Origin of the sequence: Acidaminococcus sp. AM05-11 (assembly GCF_003472805.1) — a bacterium.
GTDB lineage: Bacteria > Bacillota > Negativicutes > Acidaminococcales > Acidaminococcaceae > Acidaminococcus > Acidaminococcus hominis.
This window is the reverse complement of the sequence record NZ_QRMX01000010.1, coordinates 57,516-74,813: the sequence shown is the minus strand read 5'-3', so window position 1 is coordinate 74,813 and position 17,298 is coordinate 57,516. Positions and strand designations below refer to the sequence as shown.

Annotated in this window: 13 protein-coding genes; 11 read left to right on the top strand and 2 right to left on the bottom strand. The window is 54.7% G+C overall.

Translation table 11 applies throughout. The features are described from left to right. The first annotated feature begins 105 nt into the window (after positions 1 to 105). The 4 genes from DW089_RS06875 (at position 106) to DW089_RS06860 (ending at position 4,141) form a co-directional block, all read left to right on the top strand. A complete protein-coding gene (locus tag DW089_RS06875; RefSeq protein ID WP_105325950.1) occupies positions 106 to 1,080 on the top strand; it encodes an alpha/beta hydrolase in 975 nt (324 codons plus the stop codon). A gap of 12 nt (positions 1,081 to 1,092) precedes the next feature. Continuing rightward, complete coding sequence (locus DW089_RS06870) at positions 1,093 to 1,674, top strand: nuclear transport factor 2 family protein (protein WP_199614653.1); 582 nt, start codon at positions 1,093 to 1,095, stop codon at positions 1,672 to 1,674. 3 nt (positions 1,675 to 1,677) lie between these two features. Further along, the gene (locus DW089_RS06865; RefSeq protein ID WP_105325949.1) at positions 1,678 to 3,105 is read left to right on the top strand and encodes an FN3 associated domain-containing protein; all 1,428 of its coding nucleotides are present in this window, start codon (positions 1,678 to 1,680) and stop codon (positions 3,103 to 3,105) included. Positions 3,106 to 3,241: 136 nt separating this feature from the next. After that, positions 3,242 to 4,141, top strand: coding sequence for an AraC family transcriptional regulator (locus DW089_RS06860; RefSeq protein ID WP_105325948.1), 900 nt, complete (start codon positions 3,242 to 3,244; stop codon positions 4,139 to 4,141). Between the two features lie 595 nt (positions 4,142 to 4,736). On the opposite strand, the gene DW089_RS06855 is transcribed toward DW089_RS06860, so the two are convergent. Beyond that, positions 4,737 to 5,534: a transglycosylase domain-containing protein gene (locus DW089_RS06855; RefSeq protein WP_105325947.1), complete on the bottom strand. Its 798-nt coding sequence runs from the start codon at positions 5,532 to 5,534 to the stop codon at positions 4,737 to 4,739. A 403-nt stretch (positions 5,535 to 5,937) separates the two neighbouring features. Between DW089_RS06855 and argB the strand changes: the two genes are divergently transcribed. From argB to DW089_RS06820, 7 genes are all read left to right on the top strand, one after another. After that, positions 5,938 to 6,825: an acetylglutamate kinase gene (gene argB, locus DW089_RS06850; RefSeq protein WP_105325946.1), complete on the top strand. Its 888-nt coding sequence runs from the start codon at positions 5,938 to 5,940 to the stop codon at positions 6,823 to 6,825. 27 nt (positions 6,826 to 6,852) lie between these two features. Further along, a complete protein-coding gene (locus DW089_RS06845) occupies positions 6,853 to 8,043 on the top strand; it encodes an aspartate aminotransferase family protein (RefSeq protein WP_105325945.1) in 1,191 nt (396 codons plus the stop codon). Between the two features lie 19 nt (positions 8,044 to 8,062). Further along, positions 8,063 to 9,004: an ornithine carbamoyltransferase gene (gene argF, locus DW089_RS06840; protein WP_118286979.1), complete on the top strand. Its 942-nt coding sequence runs from the start codon at positions 8,063 to 8,065 to the stop codon at positions 9,002 to 9,004. Positions 9,005 to 9,045: 41 nt separating this feature from the next. Further along, on the top strand, positions 9,046 to 10,266 hold the full coding sequence (locus tag DW089_RS06835) for an argininosuccinate synthase (protein WP_105325943.1): 1,221 nt from the start codon (positions 9,046 to 9,048) through the stop codon (positions 10,264 to 10,266). Then, entirely contained in the window at positions 10,266 to 11,678 is a 1,413-nt protein-coding gene (gene argH / locus DW089_RS06830) for an argininosuccinate lyase (RefSeq protein ID WP_105325942.1), read from the top strand. Before DW089_RS06835 ends, argH begins: the two co-directional genes overlap by 1 nt. Before the next feature lie 123 nt (positions 11,679 to 11,801). Next, on the top strand, positions 11,802 to 12,701 hold the full coding sequence (locus DW089_RS06825; protein WP_118286978.1) for a DAPG hydrolase family protein: 900 nt from the start codon (positions 11,802 to 11,804) through the stop codon (positions 12,699 to 12,701). A gap of 897 nt (positions 12,702 to 13,598) precedes the next feature. After that, the gene (locus DW089_RS06820) at positions 13,599 to 15,131 is read left to right on the top strand and encodes a sodium:alanine symporter family protein (protein WP_105325940.1); all 1,533 of its coding nucleotides are present in this window, start codon (positions 13,599 to 13,601) and stop codon (positions 15,129 to 15,131) included. A gap of 744 nt (positions 15,132 to 15,875) precedes the next feature. On the opposite strand, the gene DW089_RS06815 is transcribed toward DW089_RS06820, so the two are convergent. Next, a complete protein-coding gene (locus tag DW089_RS06815) occupies positions 15,876 to 17,069 on the bottom strand; it encodes a PLP-dependent aminotransferase family protein (protein ID WP_105325939.1) in 1,194 nt (397 codons plus the stop codon). Positions 17,070 to 17,298 lie beyond the last annotated feature (229 nt).

Genomic DNA, 17,298 nt, shown 5'->3' with positions numbered 1-17,298 from the left:
CAGAGTGGTAAAAAAAGTCCGTGCACATGGCAAAATCGTATCGGTATATTCACTTTGTCCCCTTGATGCAATAGATAGCCAAATGGAAACGAAAGGAGCGGCGAAATGCTGAGAAAAAGGTTGTTTTATATCCTGGCAGTCCTGCTGACGGGCCTTACGGGCCTAATGGTGCCTGGGGAAGCAGCGGCTCCCAGCCAGCACTTGAAATTCAGTCTCACCCGGCCGCAGGTCCGGGCCATTTCGGATATTACGTATGCCCAGTATTTTGATTGGCCCAAGAGCTTTTTGAAAATGGATATTTTGCAGCCGGAAAGCAAGGAAAAGCTGCCGGCGGTGGTGTTTGTTACCGGCGGGGGGTTCACGGCTTCGCCCAAAGAAAATTATTTGCAGCAGCGGGTGCATCTGGCAGAGCACGGGTATTTTGTGGCCAGTGTAGAGTACCGGGTGATTCCCAATGGGATGTTTCCTGACCCAGTGGTGGACGTGAAGGCGGCCCTCCGGTATCTTCGGGCCCATGCCCGGGACTTTAATATTGATCCCAATCGTATGGCGGTCATGGGTGAGTCCGCTGGCGGCTACCTGGCCGCTATGGTGGGCACCTCCAACGGGTACAAGGCCTTTGACCAGGGGGACAATCTGGACCAAAGCAGTGACGTGCAGGCCGCCATTGATATCTATGGGCTTTCGGACCTTAGCAAGGTAGCTGCGGATTTCTCCAAGGAGGAACAGCAGCGCCACGCATCCCCGGCCGCACTTCAGGCGTTGTTTATCAACGGCACTTCCTTTTCGGACAAAGGGGGCGGCAGCGTCCAGGCTACTCCAAGCACGGTGAAAGCCGCCAATCCGGTAACGTATATTTCACCCAAAACGGCACCGTTTTTGCTGCTCCATGGGGACAAGGACCAGGTGGTTTCACCCAGTCAAACCGAACTGCTCTACAACGCTTTGCAGGAAAAAGGCATTCCCGCCCAGCGTTATGTGGTAGAGGGCGCGGGGCATGCGGACCATTATTGGGCCCAGCCAGAAGTGGAGCAGGTGATTCTGGCTTTTCTGGATAAAAATTTGAAAAACAAAAAATAAGGAGGAATTCCTATGAGAAAAATGACGAAGCTGGGGGCCGCAGCAGGACTGGCAGCCCTCCTGGTACTTTTTGGACAGCCGGCTCCTATGCCGGCAGTGGAAGCGGCGGCGGTACAGGCGGGTGCAACCTCTAATAGGGAAGCCACCAGCGTCCTGGCGGACAAGCTGGCCCTAAAGGAACTGGTGGACACCTTTTCCATCCTAGCCGATGAGAAAAATGGCATTGCCCAGGAAGCCCTTTTTACAAAGGATGCGGTGGTGGAGAATTATTCCGATGGGAAACTGATGACCTCACTGACCGGCCGGGAGAACATTGGCAAAGCCTTTGATGATTTCCTGAAAACCCAGGACGTGGTATACCACATCAACGGCCAGCAGGTGGTGGATATCAAGGGCAATACGGCAACGGGCACCAGCTATTGCTACGTGGTGCTGATCAGCACCCAAAACGGCAGACAGGTGAAACGTTCCGGGGGTACCCGCTACCACGATACCTACGTAAAACAGGACGGCAAATGGCTGATCAAGAAAAGGATGGCCGATTTTGTCTGGACGGAATACGGCGATTTGCCGCTGACGAAACAGGAGGGGTAAAGCATGCGAAAGGCAATGCAGGCAGGAATTGTGGCTGCCGGTTTTGCAGCAGCCTTTGGCTTTTTTGGCCAGCTCGGTGACGTGCCTGTAGCTCTGGCCGCGGCTGCACAGCCGGCAGCGCAGACGGTGGGGGCTGGGCAGGCCGCGCTTGTCCAGGCCCTTCTGGCAAAGGAGAACGGGAGCCCCAGTACCGCTGGGACCGGTCAGCGCGCCCTTTCTGGTGTTGCTCTGCCCGTTCGGACCAGCCAGGCCAAAACCGCCCAGCCCGGGGCGTATCCTATGCCGGGCACCTACGAAATCAGCTACAGCCATATCCGGCTAGGGTCCGCCACCCCAGGGGCGGAGATCCATTATACCCTGGACGGTACGAAGCCCACCCAGGACAGTCCGGTGTTTGACCCTGCCAAGGGTGCCATCCCCATTTTGGAATTCGGCGCCGGGGCCAGCCAGAAACCCGGGACGGAGAAGACCGTAGTGGTCAAGGCCATTGCCTTTTCCAAGGGTGCGGCTCCCAGTGACGTGGCCACCCTCAGGTATAATTTTGTGGTGCACCAGCCTGGGTACTTCAGCTATGAGGTGCTCCGGGAAGCGGCCCCTGATACCCCTGCCCTGATTCGAATCTCAGATTACGCCCGGGTCAATATGTTCCTGGTGGTGGGCTCCCAGCGGGCTCTGCTCATTGACAGCGGCCTGGACGCCAAGGGGGATTTGTATTCCCTGATTCAAAAGCTGGACGGGGGACTGCCCTTTGACGTGATTTCCCTCCATGGGCACGCAGACCATGCTGCCCAGACCCAAAACTTCCTGGATAAACATATCAAGGTGTATGTGCCCCACAAGGACCTGAGCTGGTTTGGGGACAACATTCCCCAAGGTACCCTGGATCCTCAAGAGGGAGACAAATTCGACCTGGGCAATACGGTGCTGACAGCCTACGCTGTTCCCGGCCATACGGTGGGAAGCCTGGTGCTGCTGGACGCAAAGACAGGGGACCTGTACTCCTCCGATTCCCTGGGCAGCAACGACCCCCTCGGCCCCAACTCCGGACTGTTGGACGACGTGGGGCTGGAATGCTCCATGGACCGGTATTACACGGCCCTGGTGGACCTGAAGCACAAGTTGAACGGACGGGCAAAACGTATTTTCACCGGCCACAATCCCCTGCCGCTGGACATCAAGTATTTGGATAATCTCATTGCTACTGTGAAGGATGCCCTGGACAGAGGTGAAAGCGCTCTGGTGCCCTCTATCAGACCGCCGGAATCCACCTATGGTTCCACCACCATGTTTGGCTATGGGGACTACCGGGTGGATCCCAACAGTGTGGCCATTAACCCCAAATATCTCCACGCAAAAGATGCCCTGGAAAATCCTCCAAAAATCATCAAAGGCTATCTGGGGCCTAAGACCAGAGTTTATCCGAAATTATAAGCAGCGGCAATCAGCTCCAGGCGCTGGACAAGGACCCAGCCGGACTTGCCGGGGCCGGGGAAGAACTGCTACAATATGGCGGAGAAGACCGGTTGGGCTGGGCAGAAAAGGCCTGCCGGCAGAAGGGAGAGAGCGTATGGAAGACAAACTGGCTGCATATCGAAAAGAACTGGCTGGCATTGTGGAACGCCAGGTAAAGGAGAACAGCTGGATCCAAACGGCGGTCCCTTCCCTGTATTTTGTGCGGCAGTATGTCACCACGGAACCGGAGGCCCTATTCCAAAAGCCTTCCCTTTGCATCATTCTTCAGGGGCGAAAAGAAATCGGCCTGGCCGAGGAACGCTTTCAGTATGGCCCTTCGGACTACCTGGTTTCCGCAGTGGGACTGCCGGTGACAGGGCAGATTCTGGAAGCCACCCGGGAAGAGCCGTATATTTCCCTGAAGTTGGAATTTACTTTGGACCAGCTGGTGGAGCTGCTGCCGGCGGTTCCTGGGGAGAAGCCCCAAAAGAAGCAGGACCGGGCCATTTATGTGAGTCCTTTGGAACTGCCTTTGATGGATGCTATGGCAAGGTTGGTACGTCTGGTGGATACCCCGGAAAATATTCCGGTGCTGGCGCCGCTTTATACCAGAGAAATCCTTTATTACCTGCTGCTGGGCCCCCAGGGAGCCAGTCTGCGGCAATTTGCCCTGAAGGACAGCAAGGCCTATCAGATGCAGGAAATTGTTCAGTATATTATTGCGCATTATAACGAAACCATCCGGGTGGAGGAACTGGCGCAAAAAGCCAGGGTCAGTGTGCCCACCGTGCATCGGCAGTTCAAGGAAGTTACCGCCATGAGCCCCCTGCAATTCCAAAAGAAGCTGCGGCTTCAGGAAGCCCGGCTGCTGCTGTTAAAAGGAACGGCGGAAGCTGCCGATGTGGCCTTCCGGGTGGGCTACGAAAGCCCTTCCCAATTCAGCCGGGAATATGCCCGGATGTTTGGCTATCCTCCCAAAGAGGACAGCAAACGGTTGCTGGAAGAGTATAGTTGAAGAAAAGAAAATAGAGGGTGTGAAATAATACTTATCCCCGAAAGAAAAAACGGCTTGCGAGAACAGAAAAAGTTCGCCAGCCGTTTTTTTACTTTTTATAACAGTATCTAATAAACGTCCTCAGTCAGTCCTACGGACTGCCAGCCCCTTAGTGGTTCGCAGCGCTCCAATCAGCCGCGCCCTGCGGGCTTGCTTCTTGGGCTGCTATCACATGGCTCACATTAGCCAAGAGCATTTTGATAAACTGACATGCTCTTGGATGTGAGCGCAACTCTTGAAGGGGCCAGTCTTAGACCACTACGAGTCATGTACTAAACGGGTATAGCAAAGCAACATAGTTTGCAAATATCTGCACTACCTGACTTTATTACTTGACAAGTAGCGGAATAGAATGCTTTCTGCAAACGTTGTGGTCGCGTCCAAATATCGTCATAAATTACCCAAAAGATATTTGGAATACGCGACCCATGTGATAGCGGCCTGCAAAGCAAACCCGCAGGGTGAAGTTGCGCAGCGAGCCGCGAACCACTCTGGCTTGCAGCGAACCACTGTAGGAAGTGGAGCCACAAGGCGCCGATAGAAGTTTCATTTCAAATCACCGCAAATGCAGCCCCTGCCGCTGGGCTTCCCGCATTTCTCCTTCGGTAATCATGCCCTGTTCGTTCATCCGTTCCAGTACCAGGTTCCGCCGCTCCCGGCAGCCTTCCGGGTTGTCAAAGGGGTTCAGGGCCGAGGGGGCGTAGGGGAGGCCGGCCAGGGCAGCGGCCTCGGACAGGGAAAGCTGGCTGGGCTCCAGGCCATAGTAGGTTTCGCTGGCCTGCTGCACGCCGGTGGCGCCTGCGCCCAGGAAGGTGGTATTCAGGTACATTTCCAGGATTTCGTCCTTGCTGTAGTGGATTTCCACCACCAGCGCCAGTCCTGCTTCCAGGATTTTCCGTTCCAGGGACTGTTCTGAGGTGAGCAGGTTGTTTTTCACCACCTGCTGGGTGATGGTGCTGCCGCCTTCTACTACCTCGTCTGCCTGGATATTCATCAGGATGGCCCGGAAAATGCCGTCCGGGTCAATGCCGTGGTGGGAGTAGAACCGTTTGTCTTCCACGGACACCAGGGCTTTGGGCAGCCAGGGGGACATCCGTTTTAAGGGGACCCAGTCTTCCGCCGGGATCCGGCTCCGGGTGATTTCCTTCAGGTGCCAGGCCCGGTACACCAGGCGCAGGGGCCGGGGCACGTCGATTCCCGGCAGCAGCCGGGTGAGCGGGTCCTCCTGGGCCGCCGCGGCAGCAGCGTAGGCGGGCACCGGGGCAGGGCCGGCCCCCGTATGCACCACAGGGCGGGTAAGATAGTAGCAGAGTGCAGCTGAGAGCAGAATGAGAAGATAAAGCAGTTTCCGCATAAGACCTCCTGTTAGGTAGGGCGCAGGGCCGGATTTTGCAAAAAAATAGAAAAAACGCTTGTTCTTTCCTATTATAACAATTTTCTCTGAACTTATTCACCAAAAACGTGTAGATTCCTGCTGAAAGGCTTATAATAATAGTACTATCAGGACAGGAAATTCCTAAAAAAAGTGGAAAAAACGGTTGCGAATTTATGCACGAAAGTGTATAATAATTCACCATAAGGACAAAGGAGGGGATGACGGCTTGGACAATTGCATAGTGGTAAAGGTCGTTTTCCCCTGCCCGCAGCCGAGGGTGAACGACGGAAAAACTCGTGTCCTGGTGAAGCGTGCCAACTATGGCTCCGACTACCGATGAGGGTCGGACAAAACGGGAAACCCATTTTGAGGAGGAAGAAATATGCAGATAAAAAACAACGAAATGAATATCTTAGTTGAAGCACTGCCATATTTAAGCGCTTTCAAGGGCAAAACGGTTGTGGTGAAATACGGCGGCAACGCCATGCTGAACGATGAGCTGAAAAACAAGGTGCTGGAAGATATCGTGTTCCTGCACTGCGCCGGCATGAAGCCGGTGGTGGTCCACGGCGGCGGCCCGGAAATTACCGCCATGCTGAAGGCAGCCGGCAAGAAATCCGAGTTTGTCAGCGGTCTTAGGGTTACCGATAAAGAAACGGTGGAAATCGCCGAACTGGCCCTGGTGGGCAAAACCAACACTGACCTGGTGCGGCGCCTGAATATTCTGGGGGGCAACGCCATTGGCCTGAACGGCAAGGACGCCCGCCTGCTGGAAGCCAAGAAACATCTGGCTGATGTGTACGAAAACGGCCAGGTGAACCTGGTGGACATCGGCTACGTGGGCACGGTGGAAAAGGTCAATACGGACCTGATCAACCTGCTTTTGGCCCATGACTACATTCCCGTCATTGCCCCCACCGGTATTGGGGAAGACGGGGAGACCTACAACATCAACGCCGACAGCGTAGCCGGCGAGGTAGCCGGGGCCCTGAAGGCCGAAAAGCTGCTGATGCTCACCGACGTGAAGGGCATCTACGAAGACCACAACGATGAGTCCACCTTCCTGTCCACCCTGACCTTTGAAAAGGCCCAGGAACTGATTGTGAAGGGCAGCATCGACGGGGGCATGATCCCCAAGGTGAAGGCCTGCATCGCCGCCCTGTCCGGGGGCGCTGTGAAGACCCACATCATCGATGGCCGCCAGGAACACTCCATCCTCCAGGAGATTTTCTCCGACAAGGGCGTGGGTACCGAAGTGGTCAGAGACTAATGCAAGAATATACAGGAGATTGTGCCGATGAATACAAAAGAAATTATTGAACAAACGGACCATTATTATCTGCCGGTGTTTGGCAGAAACCAGATTGCCCTGGACCACGGGGAAGGGGTTCATCTTTACGACGCCGACGGCAAGGAATACACCGACTTTCTGGCCGGCATTGCCGTCAACGCCCTGGGCTATAACTACAAGCCCCTGGTGGACGCCGTGAGCGCACAGGCTGGCAAGCTGCTGCACTGCTCCAACCTGTTCTACACCGAAATCCAGGCCAAGGCCGCCAAGGAGCTGTGCGAAGCCGCCCAGTTCGACCGGGTGTTCTTCTGCAACAGCGGCGCCGAAGCCAACGAAGGGGCCATCAAGCTGGCCCGGAAATACGGCGTGAAAAAGAGCCCCAAGAAATTCAAGATCATTACCGCCTTGGATTCCTTCCACGGGCGCACCATGGAAACCCTGACCGCCACCGGCCAGGAACACTACCACGAAGGGCTGAACCCTCTGCCGGAAGGCTTTGTGTACGTGCCCTTTGGGGACGTGAAGGCTCTGGAAGCGGCCATGGACGATGAGGTCTGCGGCGTGCTGCTGGAGCCCATCCAAGGGGAAGGCGGGGTCCACGTACCTCCGGCCGGCTACCTGGAAAAAGCCAAGGAGCTGTGCCAGAAGCACGATGCCCTCCTGATGTTTGACGAAATCCAGACCGGCGTCTGCCGCACGGGTTTCTGGTTTGCCTGGATGTACAGCGGCGTTAAGCCCGACGTAATGACCACCGCCAAAGCCATCGGCGGCGGCTTCCCCATGGGAGCCTTCCTGGTCACCGAGCGTCTGGCCCACGTGTTCGCCCCTGGGGACCACGGGTCCACCTTCGGCGGCAACGCCCTGTCCTGCGCCGCCTGCTATACGGCCATCAGCGAAATGAAGAAGCTGCACCTAGACGAGCAGGCTGCCAAAACCGGCGAATACTTTAAGGCCGGGCTGAAAGGCCTTCAGGCCAAGTATCCGGACAAAATCACCGACGTAAGAGGCATGGGCCTGATCCTGGGGGCGGAGCTTTCCAAACCCGGCGCCTCCCTGGTAAAGGGCTGCCTGGAAAAAGGCCTTATCATCAACTGCACGGCGGGGAACGTCCTGCGTTTTGTACCGCCGCTGATTATTACCGAACAAGACATCGACAAACTGCTCCAGGGTCTGGATGAACTCCTGGCAGACTTCTAAAGAAAACGAGGGGAAGAACATGGCTTTAAGAAATAAAGATCTGATTTCCATCCATGATTTGTCTGTAGGCGAAGTCGCCACCATCCTGGATGTCAGCCGCAAACTGAAAAAGAAACAAAAACTGGGCGAACCCCATGAATACCTGAAGGGCAAAACACTGGCCATGATTTTCTCCAAAGCCTCCACCCGGACCCGGGTTTCCTTTGAAACCGGCTTCCATCAGCTGGGCGGCCACCCCATCTACATGACCGAGTCCACCTCCCAGATTGGCCGGGGCGAACCGGTAAAAGATACCGCCCGGGTACTGTCCCGCTTTGTGGACGGCATTATGATCCGGACCTATTCCCACGAAGCCGTCAAGGAACTGGCCGACTATGCCAGTGTTCCGGTCATCAACGGCCTCACCGATCTGCTCCATCCCTGCCAGGCCCTGACCGATATGTTCACCATCCTGGAATACAAGGACGTGCTCAAGGGCCGGAAGCTGGTGTACGTAGGGGACGGCAACAACATGGCCCATTCTCTGATGTTCGCCTGCGCCAAGGTGGGCATGAACATGGTCTGCGCCAGCCCCAAGGGCTACCAGCCGGACCCCCAGATTGTGAATATGGCCAAAATGGACGCAGCCATCACCGGCTGCACCATCAAGGTAGAAGAAGACCTGTATGAAGCTGCCAAAGGCGCCGACGTCCTCTACACCGACGTCTGGGCTTCCATGGGCGAAGAAGCGGAAAAGAAAGTCCGGGTGAAAGCCCTCCACGACTACCAGATCAACGCCGAACTGCTGAGCGTGGCCCGGCCGGACGCCATGGTGCTCCACTGCCTGCCTGCCCACAGAGGGGAAGAAATCACCGACGAGGTCATCGAAGGACCCCATTCTGCGGTATTTGACGAAGCAGAAAACCGTCTTCATGTACAAAAAGCCATTATGGCCTTGCTAATGAGTGACGAAGTGTTGTAAAGTATGTAGATAGCGTATTAACGAAAAGGAGATTGCATAGCATGGATAAAAAAGACATTAAAAAAGTCGTATTGGCCTATTCCGGCGGTTTGGATACTTCCTGTATCATTCCCTGGCTGAAGGAAAACTACAACAACTGTGAAGTCATCACCGTAACGGCTGATATCGGCCAAGGGGAAGAAGTGGCTCCTGTCCATGACAAAGCCATCAAATCCGGTGCCAGCAAAGCCTACATTCTGGACCTGAAGGAAGAATTCCTGAAGGAATATGCTTGGCCCATGGTAAAATCCGGTGCCGTTTATGAAAAGAAGTACCTGCTGGGTACCTCCATTGCCCGTCCCATTATCGCCAAATACCTGGTGGACATTGCCCTGAAGGAAAACGCTGACGCTATCGCTCACGGCGCTACCGGCAAAGGCAACGACCAGGTGCGTTTCGAACTGGGCATCAAGGCTTTGGCTCCCCAACTGAAAGTCATTGCTCCCTGGAGAGAATGGGATATCAAATCCAGAGAAGACGCCATCGACTATGCAGCTGCCCATAACATTCCCGTGCCTGTAACCAAGAAAAAGGACTACAGCATGGACCGGAACATCTGGCATCTGTCCCACGAAGGCAGCGACCTGGAAGATCCGGCCAACGAACCGAAATCCGAAATCTACATCATGACCCAGACTCCGGAAGCCGCTCCGGACAAGGACGAATACATTACCCTGGACTTTGAACAGGGCGTACCGGTTGCCGTTAACGGCAAGAAAATGTCCGCTGTAGAACTGATGGAAACCCTGAACGAAATCGGCAAACGCAATGGCATTGGCATCAGCGACATGGTAGAAAACCGTCTGGTAGGCATGAAGGACAGAGGCGTCTACGAAACTCCTGGCGGCGCCATCATCTACTATGCCCACAACGAACTGGAAAACATCTGCCTGGACCGGGCTACCTTCAACTATAAGGAAACCATCGGCATCCGCTATGCAGAACTGGTTTACGATGGCATGTGGTTCTCCCCGCTGCGGGAAGCTTTGCAGGCTTTCGTGGACGAAACCCAAAAGACCGTTACCGGTACTGTGAAACTGAAGCTGTACAAAGGCAACATCATCACCGCCGGCACTACCAGCCCGTACTCCCTGTACAGCAAGGAATACGTCACCTTCGGCGAAGACGAAGTGTACAACCAGGCTGATGCCCAAGGCTTCATCAACCTGTTTGGCCTGCCGCTGACGGTAAGAGCTCTGATGAAACAAGGGAAGTTGAAATAATGGCGAAGCTTTGGGGTGGACGATTCAGTAAAGATACCAATGCCCTGGTGGATGCGTTCAACGCCTCCATTGAATACGACCAGCGGCTGTACAAGGAAGATATCCGGGGAAGCATTGCCCATGCACATATGCTGGGCAATACCGGAATCATCAGCCAGGAAGACGTGGCCCAGATTGAAAAGGGCCTGAAGGAAATCCTGGCCGAAATCGAAGCCGGCACCTTCCAGTTCCAGACCGAGCTGGAAGACATCCACATGAACGTGGAAGCCGCCCTGACGGAAAAAATCGGGGACGCCGGTGCGCGCCTGCATACAGCCCGGAGCCGCAACGACCAGGTGGCACTGGATATGCATATGTACATGAAACGGGAAGTCACCGAGGTCATTGACCTGCTGATCCGCTTTGAGGAAGCCCTGCTGACCATGGCGGAAAAGCACCTGAAGACCCTGATGCCCGGCTATACCCATCTCCAGAGAGCGCAGCCCATTACCTTTGGACACCATCTGCTGGCGTACTTTAATATGCTGCGCCGGGATTTCCGCCGCCTCCATGGGGTGTGGGAAGACGCCGACATCATGCCCCTGGGCGCAGGTGCCGTAGCCGGCACCACCCTGCCCATTGACCGCTTCCAGGTGGCCAAGGAACTGCATTTTTCCCAGGTGTACGGCAACAGCATGGACGCCGTCAGCGACCGGGACTACGTACTGGACTTCCTGTCCTTTGCTTCCGTCCTGATGCTGCACTTGTCCCGGCTCAGTGAAGAAATGTGCCTGTGGTCCTCCACGGAGTTCGGTTTTATCGAGCTGGACGATGCCTTCGCCACCGGTTCCTCCATGATGCCCCAGAAAAAGAATCCGGACATCTCCGAGCTGGTGAGAGGCAAAACCGGCCGGGTGTTTGGCAGCCTGATGGCACTGCTCACCACCGTGAAAGGCCTGCCCCTGGCGTACAACAAGGACCTCCAGGAAGACAAGGAAGGCTTCTTCGATACGGTGGATACCGTGAAGTTCTCCCTGACCGTCTACCGGGATATGATCCTGACCATGACCGTCAACGAAAAACGCATGGCCGAAGCCGTCCATCTGGACTACTCCAACGCCACCGACCTGGCCGACTACCTGGTGCGCAAGGGCATGCCCTTCCGCAAAGCCCATGAAGTGGTGGGCAAGGCCGTGGCCAAAGCCATTGCCGAGCACAAATATCTGGGCCAGCTGACTATGGAAGAATACAAAGCTATGTGCCCCCTGTTTGAAGAAGACCTGCTGGAATGCCTGAAGCCCGAAAACTGCGTAGCAGCCCGGACCTCCTACGGCGGCCCTGCCCCCAGTGAAAATGCCAAGCAAATCGCCCTGGGCAAGGAAGCTTTGGAAAAACAGAAAGCCATTTTGGCAGAACTGCAAGAACGGTTATAAGACGAAACTCCCTGTGAGAAGTTTCGCAGTCATAACAAAAAAGTACCTCTCCTAGCGGAGGGGTATTTTTTTGGCAGGTACCCGGAAATTGCCGGAACCTGCCTGAAGAAAGAAGGAATTTGTATGAACGCTGAAAAAAATACCCTGCTGACCTGGTATCCACCGGAATATGTGGCCCAGCACCAAAAGAACCGGGCACTGGTGGCCGGTACCCCCTACGAAAAATACCTGGCCGACACTCTGGAAGTCCCTGTGGCTATGGTGGAAGCCCTGAAATGGGCACCCCTGCCGGAAAAAGCCCTGTTTGCGCCTACTAGGGAAGAACTGAACCGCTTGTTCCAGCAGCCCTACAACCTGCCGGTGGCCGGGTACGGGCTTTTGGGAAATGCTGAAAGTGGCCGGATCATCTGCTCCTTCAGCCGGCACTTTTTCCCCGGGGCCACTGCCCAGATGCTGGAATGGTGGTTTGCCTGGCATATGGGGCATGACGAGCGCTACGCTCTTTGGTCCCCCTATGCCCATGTCCGGAACCGGGTGCCCTATCCAGAACGGCTGGAAGACCCAGCCAAAACCTACGCCGAAAAGCTCTATGACCCGGAAAATCCCAACCAGGTGGTGGAGCTCACCGGCGACCAGCTCCTGAATGTGACTATCCATTTCCGGGATCCCTTTGCCCTGGGACTTACCCAGGAAACCTGGCAGCAGGGCGGCTATGGCTTTAGCGCCAGCGGCTGGTCCGATCTGCCCCAGAGCCCCGGCGTGCCCTCCGGCATGATGTTCCACCTGGGCCGGGAAGTCCCCGGCGGCCTGGAACTGATTTCCCACTACTGGCTGGGGACCCACAGGGGCATGACAAAGCTGACGGGACTCGCCCAGCAAGTGGAAGCAGCCCTCAAACAGGCCCCGGCAGTCCCGGAGGAAGCACTGCTTCAAGGCGCTTTTGCCATGTCCATGCACGATATGATCGAGTTTACCCGCCTGTCCCAGATCCTGCCTGCCCTGTACGCGGAGTTCGGGAAATAAGGACAGCTGGGGGAGCGGAGGAAAAGGCTAAACGGCTGCGTAAGGCGGCAGCTATAACAAGATAGGAAAACACCTGCAACATGTTTTCCAGTTTTTTGGCACTGCGTAGAGCAGTGCCATTTTTTGTATAGAGATGAAATGATACAAGGCCCCTGGGATAACAGGGGGCCTTGTAGGCGTGTTTCCATTGTTTCCGTTCCTTGCAATGGGCTAGTGCAAGGACCATGGTAGTGTAGGCCCAATCCGCCTTCAATTATAAACTCTTTCCGTTCCGCCCCAATCATAAAGCGGGGCAAGGATGGGGTTTCCGCCCGCTCCCGCGGGCCATATATTCCCAAAAACACCTCTACACTTTTCGCAGAAAAGTGTAGGCCATTTCCTTATTTCCATCATCTACCGTCTCTTATTCCTCATCATACCCTTTTTACACTTAACCAAACGCTTATCAGCAAAATGACCAGTGAAAAGTGTAGGCCATTTCCTTGTGCCCCTCAGCTATTGTTTCTTATTCTTCAGCCTCTCTTTTTAACGCTAAATCAATTGATTATCAGCTAAATGATCTGTGAGAAGTGTAGGCCATTTCCTTATTCTCATCATCTACAGTCTCTCATTCCTCTTTACTCCTTTTATAATCTATAAGATTAGTTTCCGCAATAAAAGCTTCTTTGAAAATGCCGTAGGCATTATAGGTTCGTAATATGTTTTAGCGTTTTAGGAAGCATCCCAGCAAAAAAATGAAAACTCAGTTAAAAAGGCAAGAATTACATCAATTGTACAAAGTAGAGCGGGGAAAAAAGAAAATAGCTCCAGCCATGTATCTGGCTGGAAGAATGTGCTATAGTAGAAGAGTAATTATTCAGAAAATTATTTTACAAAATAACAAGGGAGATGGTGGACATGGAAGGGCTTTTTGCCTGGGTCAATTCGGTTCTGCACTTTGTAGGGCCGTTATCGGATTTCTTTTGGGATTTTCCTACTATGTTCGGCTGGTACAAAAGTCTGCCCCTTTTAGGCAGCTTTTCTCTGGCCATCTTGGTGCTGGTGGGCTCCGGGGTGTATTTCACCCTGCGCTTGGGCTTTGTCCAGGTGACCCAGTTGGGGCGGGGCATTCGGCTCCTGGCTCGGCGGCAGCAGGTCCGCACGGGGATTTCGCCCCTGGCGGCCTTTCTCCTGAGCTCCGCCATGCGGGTGGGGCCGGGGAACATCTTGGGCGTTACCGGGGCTATTGCCGTAGGCGGTCCCGGGGCCCTGTTTTGGATGTGGGTTTCCGGCTTCTTTGGCATGGCCACCGCCTTTGTGGAAGCCACCCTGGCCCAGCTGTTTAAGGAACGCCGGGGCGGGGAGTTTGTAGGGGGTCTGCCCTTCTACGGTCGGGAACTGCTAGGAGGCAAAAAGCTGGCGGGGATTTTGCTCTCCTGCCTGTACATCTTCTATGCCCTGGGCTGCCTGCCCGCCCAAGGCTTCAACGTGGTGTCCTCCCTGGGAGCCATCGCCGAAATGGTCACCGGCAGCACCATTCCTACCAATTCTTTCTTCTACTACGCCGCCGCCCTGGTGGTGCTGGTCTTTACCGGAGTACTGGCCTTTGGGGGCATCCAGAAGGTCACCCGGGCTACCAATAAAATGGTGCCGGTGATGGCCGTGGTGTACGTGGGCACCGTGCTGCTGCTGATCTTCGCCAATGTCCAATCCGTGCCCTTTTTCTTCCAGGAAGTGTTCCGGGGCGCCTTTCGGCCTGATGCCTTCTTTGGGGGCGTCTTTGGCACCGTGCTGGTCCAGGGCGTGAAGCGGGGCCTCATGTCCAACGAAGCCGGCCAGGGCACCATCACCATGTCCGCCGCTTCCGCTGATGACAACCACCCCTGTGAACAGGGCCTGCTGGCTGCGGCCGGGGTCATGCTGGACACCCATATCATCTGCACCATGACCGGCTTTATCATCGTCATGGCCCATGTGTGGACCAAGGACCCGGCAGCCTGGACGGAAGCGGGGAAACTTCCCAAGTATCTGATTTCCGTGGCGGAACTCACCCCGGGTACCAGCCTGAACCTGGCCGTGACCCTGGCGCTGACCCTGTGCTTCTGCCTGTTTGCCTACACCTGCCTCATCGGCATGGTGTCCTTTTCCGAAATCGCCGCCGCCCGGCTGGGGAGCAGCCAGACCCTGACCAATGCCGTCCGGGGCCTGTGCCTTTTGGTAGCCGCCTTTGGCATCTTGGTCAACATCGCCGGCTACGACCTGGGGAACCTGTGGGCCTTCTCCGACCTGGCCAATATCCTTATGGTGTACTGCAACGTGCCGCTGCTGCACAAAGGCTTTGCCCTGGTCCAGGCCGCCTGCCAGGACTACGTCCGCAAGGACCGGGACCCCAAGGCACCCTTTGACAGCCAGAAAGTCCTGGGCCTTGAGACACCCTGTTGGAAAGAGTAGGAACCAAAGTTTGTACACCTGCTGGCAAAGTAAGCCCGTAGGATAAGCCGCGGGCTGTTTGCGGCCTAATTTGAACTTCCTCAGTCAGCCTTGCAGGCTGCCAGCCCCTCCAGTGGTTCGCAGCGCTCCAATCAGCTTTGCTCTCCGAGCTCGCTTCTTGGGCTGCTATCACATGGCTCACATGAACCAAGAGCCTTTTGACTAACTGATTTGCTCTTGGATGTGAGCGCAACGTTTGAAGGGGCCAGTCTTAGGCCCATAGAGCCATGTGCTAAACGGGTATAGGAAAAGAAATTATAGTACGTAGATGATTGCAATATACCTTTTTATCACATGGCCAGTAGTGGATATGAACGCTTCCTGAGTGGTTCGCCGTGCTCCGTTCTCCTTCACCCTACGGGTTCGGCTCACGGACGGCTATCACATAGGTCGCATATTCCAAATGTCCTTGAAAAACAGCATTGACATTTGGATGCGACCGTAAAGCGTTGCGGCCGCATCCAAACATCCCCAAATCCTTCCAAAGGATGTTTGGTTAATAAGGCCCATGCGATAGCGGCCTGCAAAGCAAGTCCGTAGGACGCAGCTGAGCAGCGAGCCGCGAACCGCTAAGGAGGTGGGGCCCGCAGGGTCTCGGAGGAAGTTTTGAGGTGTAGATAACGGCTATAACGAACAATAAAAAAAGGCTTGCGAACGCAAATTTGTTCGCAAGCTTTTTTTTCACAGCTCTTTCAACCGCAGAGTTTATTTTCCTTCTTTAACTTCCTGCAGGGCAGCAGCCATTCTGTGGATGCCTTCCACGATTCTGTCGTCAGGCATATTGGAATAGTTGATGCGCATATGATGGTCGTTATGGCCGTTGGGGTAGAAGAATTCACCCAGCACGCCGGCCACATTCTTTTCGATGCATTTGTCGAAGACTTTCCGGGCGCTGACGCCTTCCGGGAAGGTCAGCCACAGGAACAGGCCGCCATCGGGATGGGTCCAGGTGGTGCCGTCCTTGAAGGTTTCTTCCATGGTCTTGATCAGCAGGTCACGGCGATGCTTGTACAAGGCGTTGATTTCCTTGACGTGTTCGTCCAGGCTGTATTCGTCCATGTAGCGGTCGATGATGGCTTGGTCAAAAGCGGAGGTGTGCAGGTCGGCGCTTTGCTTTACCTTCACAAATTCAGCCAGCAGGGTGGTGTTGGCAGCCAGCCAGCCAATTCTCAGGCCGGGGCAGAAGGTCTTGGAGAACGTGCCCATGCCCATGACCAGGCCTTTGGTGTCCATGCTCATCAGGGACGGCAGGGTTTCGCCATCGTAGCGTAGTTCGCCGTAGGGGTTGTCTTCCAGTACAGGAACTTCATATTTATTGATCAGGTCCATAAATGCCTTGCGGCGTTCCAGGGTCCAGCAAATGCCGGTCGGGTTCTGGAAGTCGGGAATGACATAAATCAGCTTAATCTTAGGGGTGGAAGCCAAAATCTTTTCCAGTTCTTCAGGAATCATCCCTTTTTCATCGGTAGGAACTTCTTTGAATTCCGGGCCGTAAGCCTTGAACGCATTGATGGCAGCCAGATAGGTGGGGCTTTCCATCAGCACAACATCGCCCTCATCAAAGAAAATCTTGCCGGCCAGATCCAGGTTTTGCTGGGAACCGGTGGTGATCAGGATGTTTTCAGCCTTCAGATTGGATTTGTACTTTCTGTTGGTGCGGTCAGCAATCTTTTGGCGCAGGCCAGGATTGCCTTCGGTGGTAGCGTATTGCAGCACCTTGCGGCCTTCGTCCTTACAGACTTCAGCGCAAACCTTGGCAATTTCGTCTACCGGGAACAGCTCTGGGGCAGGCAGACCGCCAGCGAAGGAAATCACTTCCGGACGCTGGGTTACTTTTAAGATTTCTCTTACTGCGGATGCTTGCATGGAATCCATCCGCTTGGCAAACTTGTACTCCATAATAAAGACCTCCTAAGATATTGCTGCACCTGAAATATGCGGCAAATAAAAAAACAGTATAAAAATGGTATCACCAACTCCACGGTGCGTCAAGAATCCCTGACAGAATACCAAATTTTATGGATAAATTATACCATTTTTGTACTAAATAATACAGGTTATTTTTAGTTGGCGGCCTTCCGCTTTCTCCTGGTGGGAAAGTGAGCCGCAAAAATGGCTAAAATTTTTT

Bases quoted from the DNA above. Each gene is read 5' to 3' on its own strand.
- DW089_RS06875 (WP_105325950.1), top strand. From the start codon at position 106: ATGCTGAGAAAAAGGTTGTTTTATATCCTGGCAGTCCTGCTGACGGGC.
- DW089_RS06870 (WP_199614653.1), top strand. From the start codon at position 1,093: ATGAGAAAAATGACGAAGCTGGGGGCCGCAGCAGGACTGGCAGCCCTC.
- DW089_RS06865 (WP_105325949.1), top strand. From the start codon at position 1,678: ATGCGAAAGGCAATGCAGGCAGGAATTGTGGCTGCCGGTTTTGCAGCA.
- DW089_RS06860 (WP_105325948.1), top strand. From the start codon at position 3,242: ATGGAAGACAAACTGGCTGCATATCGAAAAGAACTGGCTGGCATTGTG.
- DW089_RS06855 (WP_105325947.1), bottom strand. From the start codon at position 5,534: ATGCGGAAACTGCTTTATCTTCTCATTCTGCTCTCAGCTGCACTCTGC.
- argB (WP_105325946.1), top strand. From the start codon at position 5,938: ATGCAGATAAAAAACAACGAAATGAATATCTTAGTTGAAGCACTGCCA.
- DW089_RS06845 (WP_105325945.1), top strand. From the start codon at position 6,853: ATGAATACAAAAGAAATTATTGAACAAACGGACCATTATTATCTGCCG.
- argF (WP_118286979.1), top strand. From the start codon at position 8,063: ATGGCTTTAAGAAATAAAGATCTGATTTCCATCCATGATTTGTCTGTA.
- DW089_RS06835 (WP_105325943.1), top strand. From the start codon at position 9,046: ATGGATAAAAAAGACATTAAAAAAGTCGTATTGGCCTATTCCGGCGGT.
- argH (WP_105325942.1), top strand. From the start codon at position 10,266: ATGGCGAAGCTTTGGGGTGGACGATTCAGTAAAGATACCAATGCCCTG.
- DW089_RS06825 (WP_118286978.1), top strand. From the start codon at position 11,802: ATGAACGCTGAAAAAAATACCCTGCTGACCTGGTATCCACCGGAATAT.
- DW089_RS06820 (WP_105325940.1), top strand. From the start codon at position 13,599: ATGGAAGGGCTTTTTGCCTGGGTCAATTCGGTTCTGCACTTTGTAGGG.
- DW089_RS06815 (WP_105325939.1), bottom strand. From the start codon at position 17,069: ATGGAGTACAAGTTTGCCAAGCGGATGGATTCCATGCAAGCATCCGCA.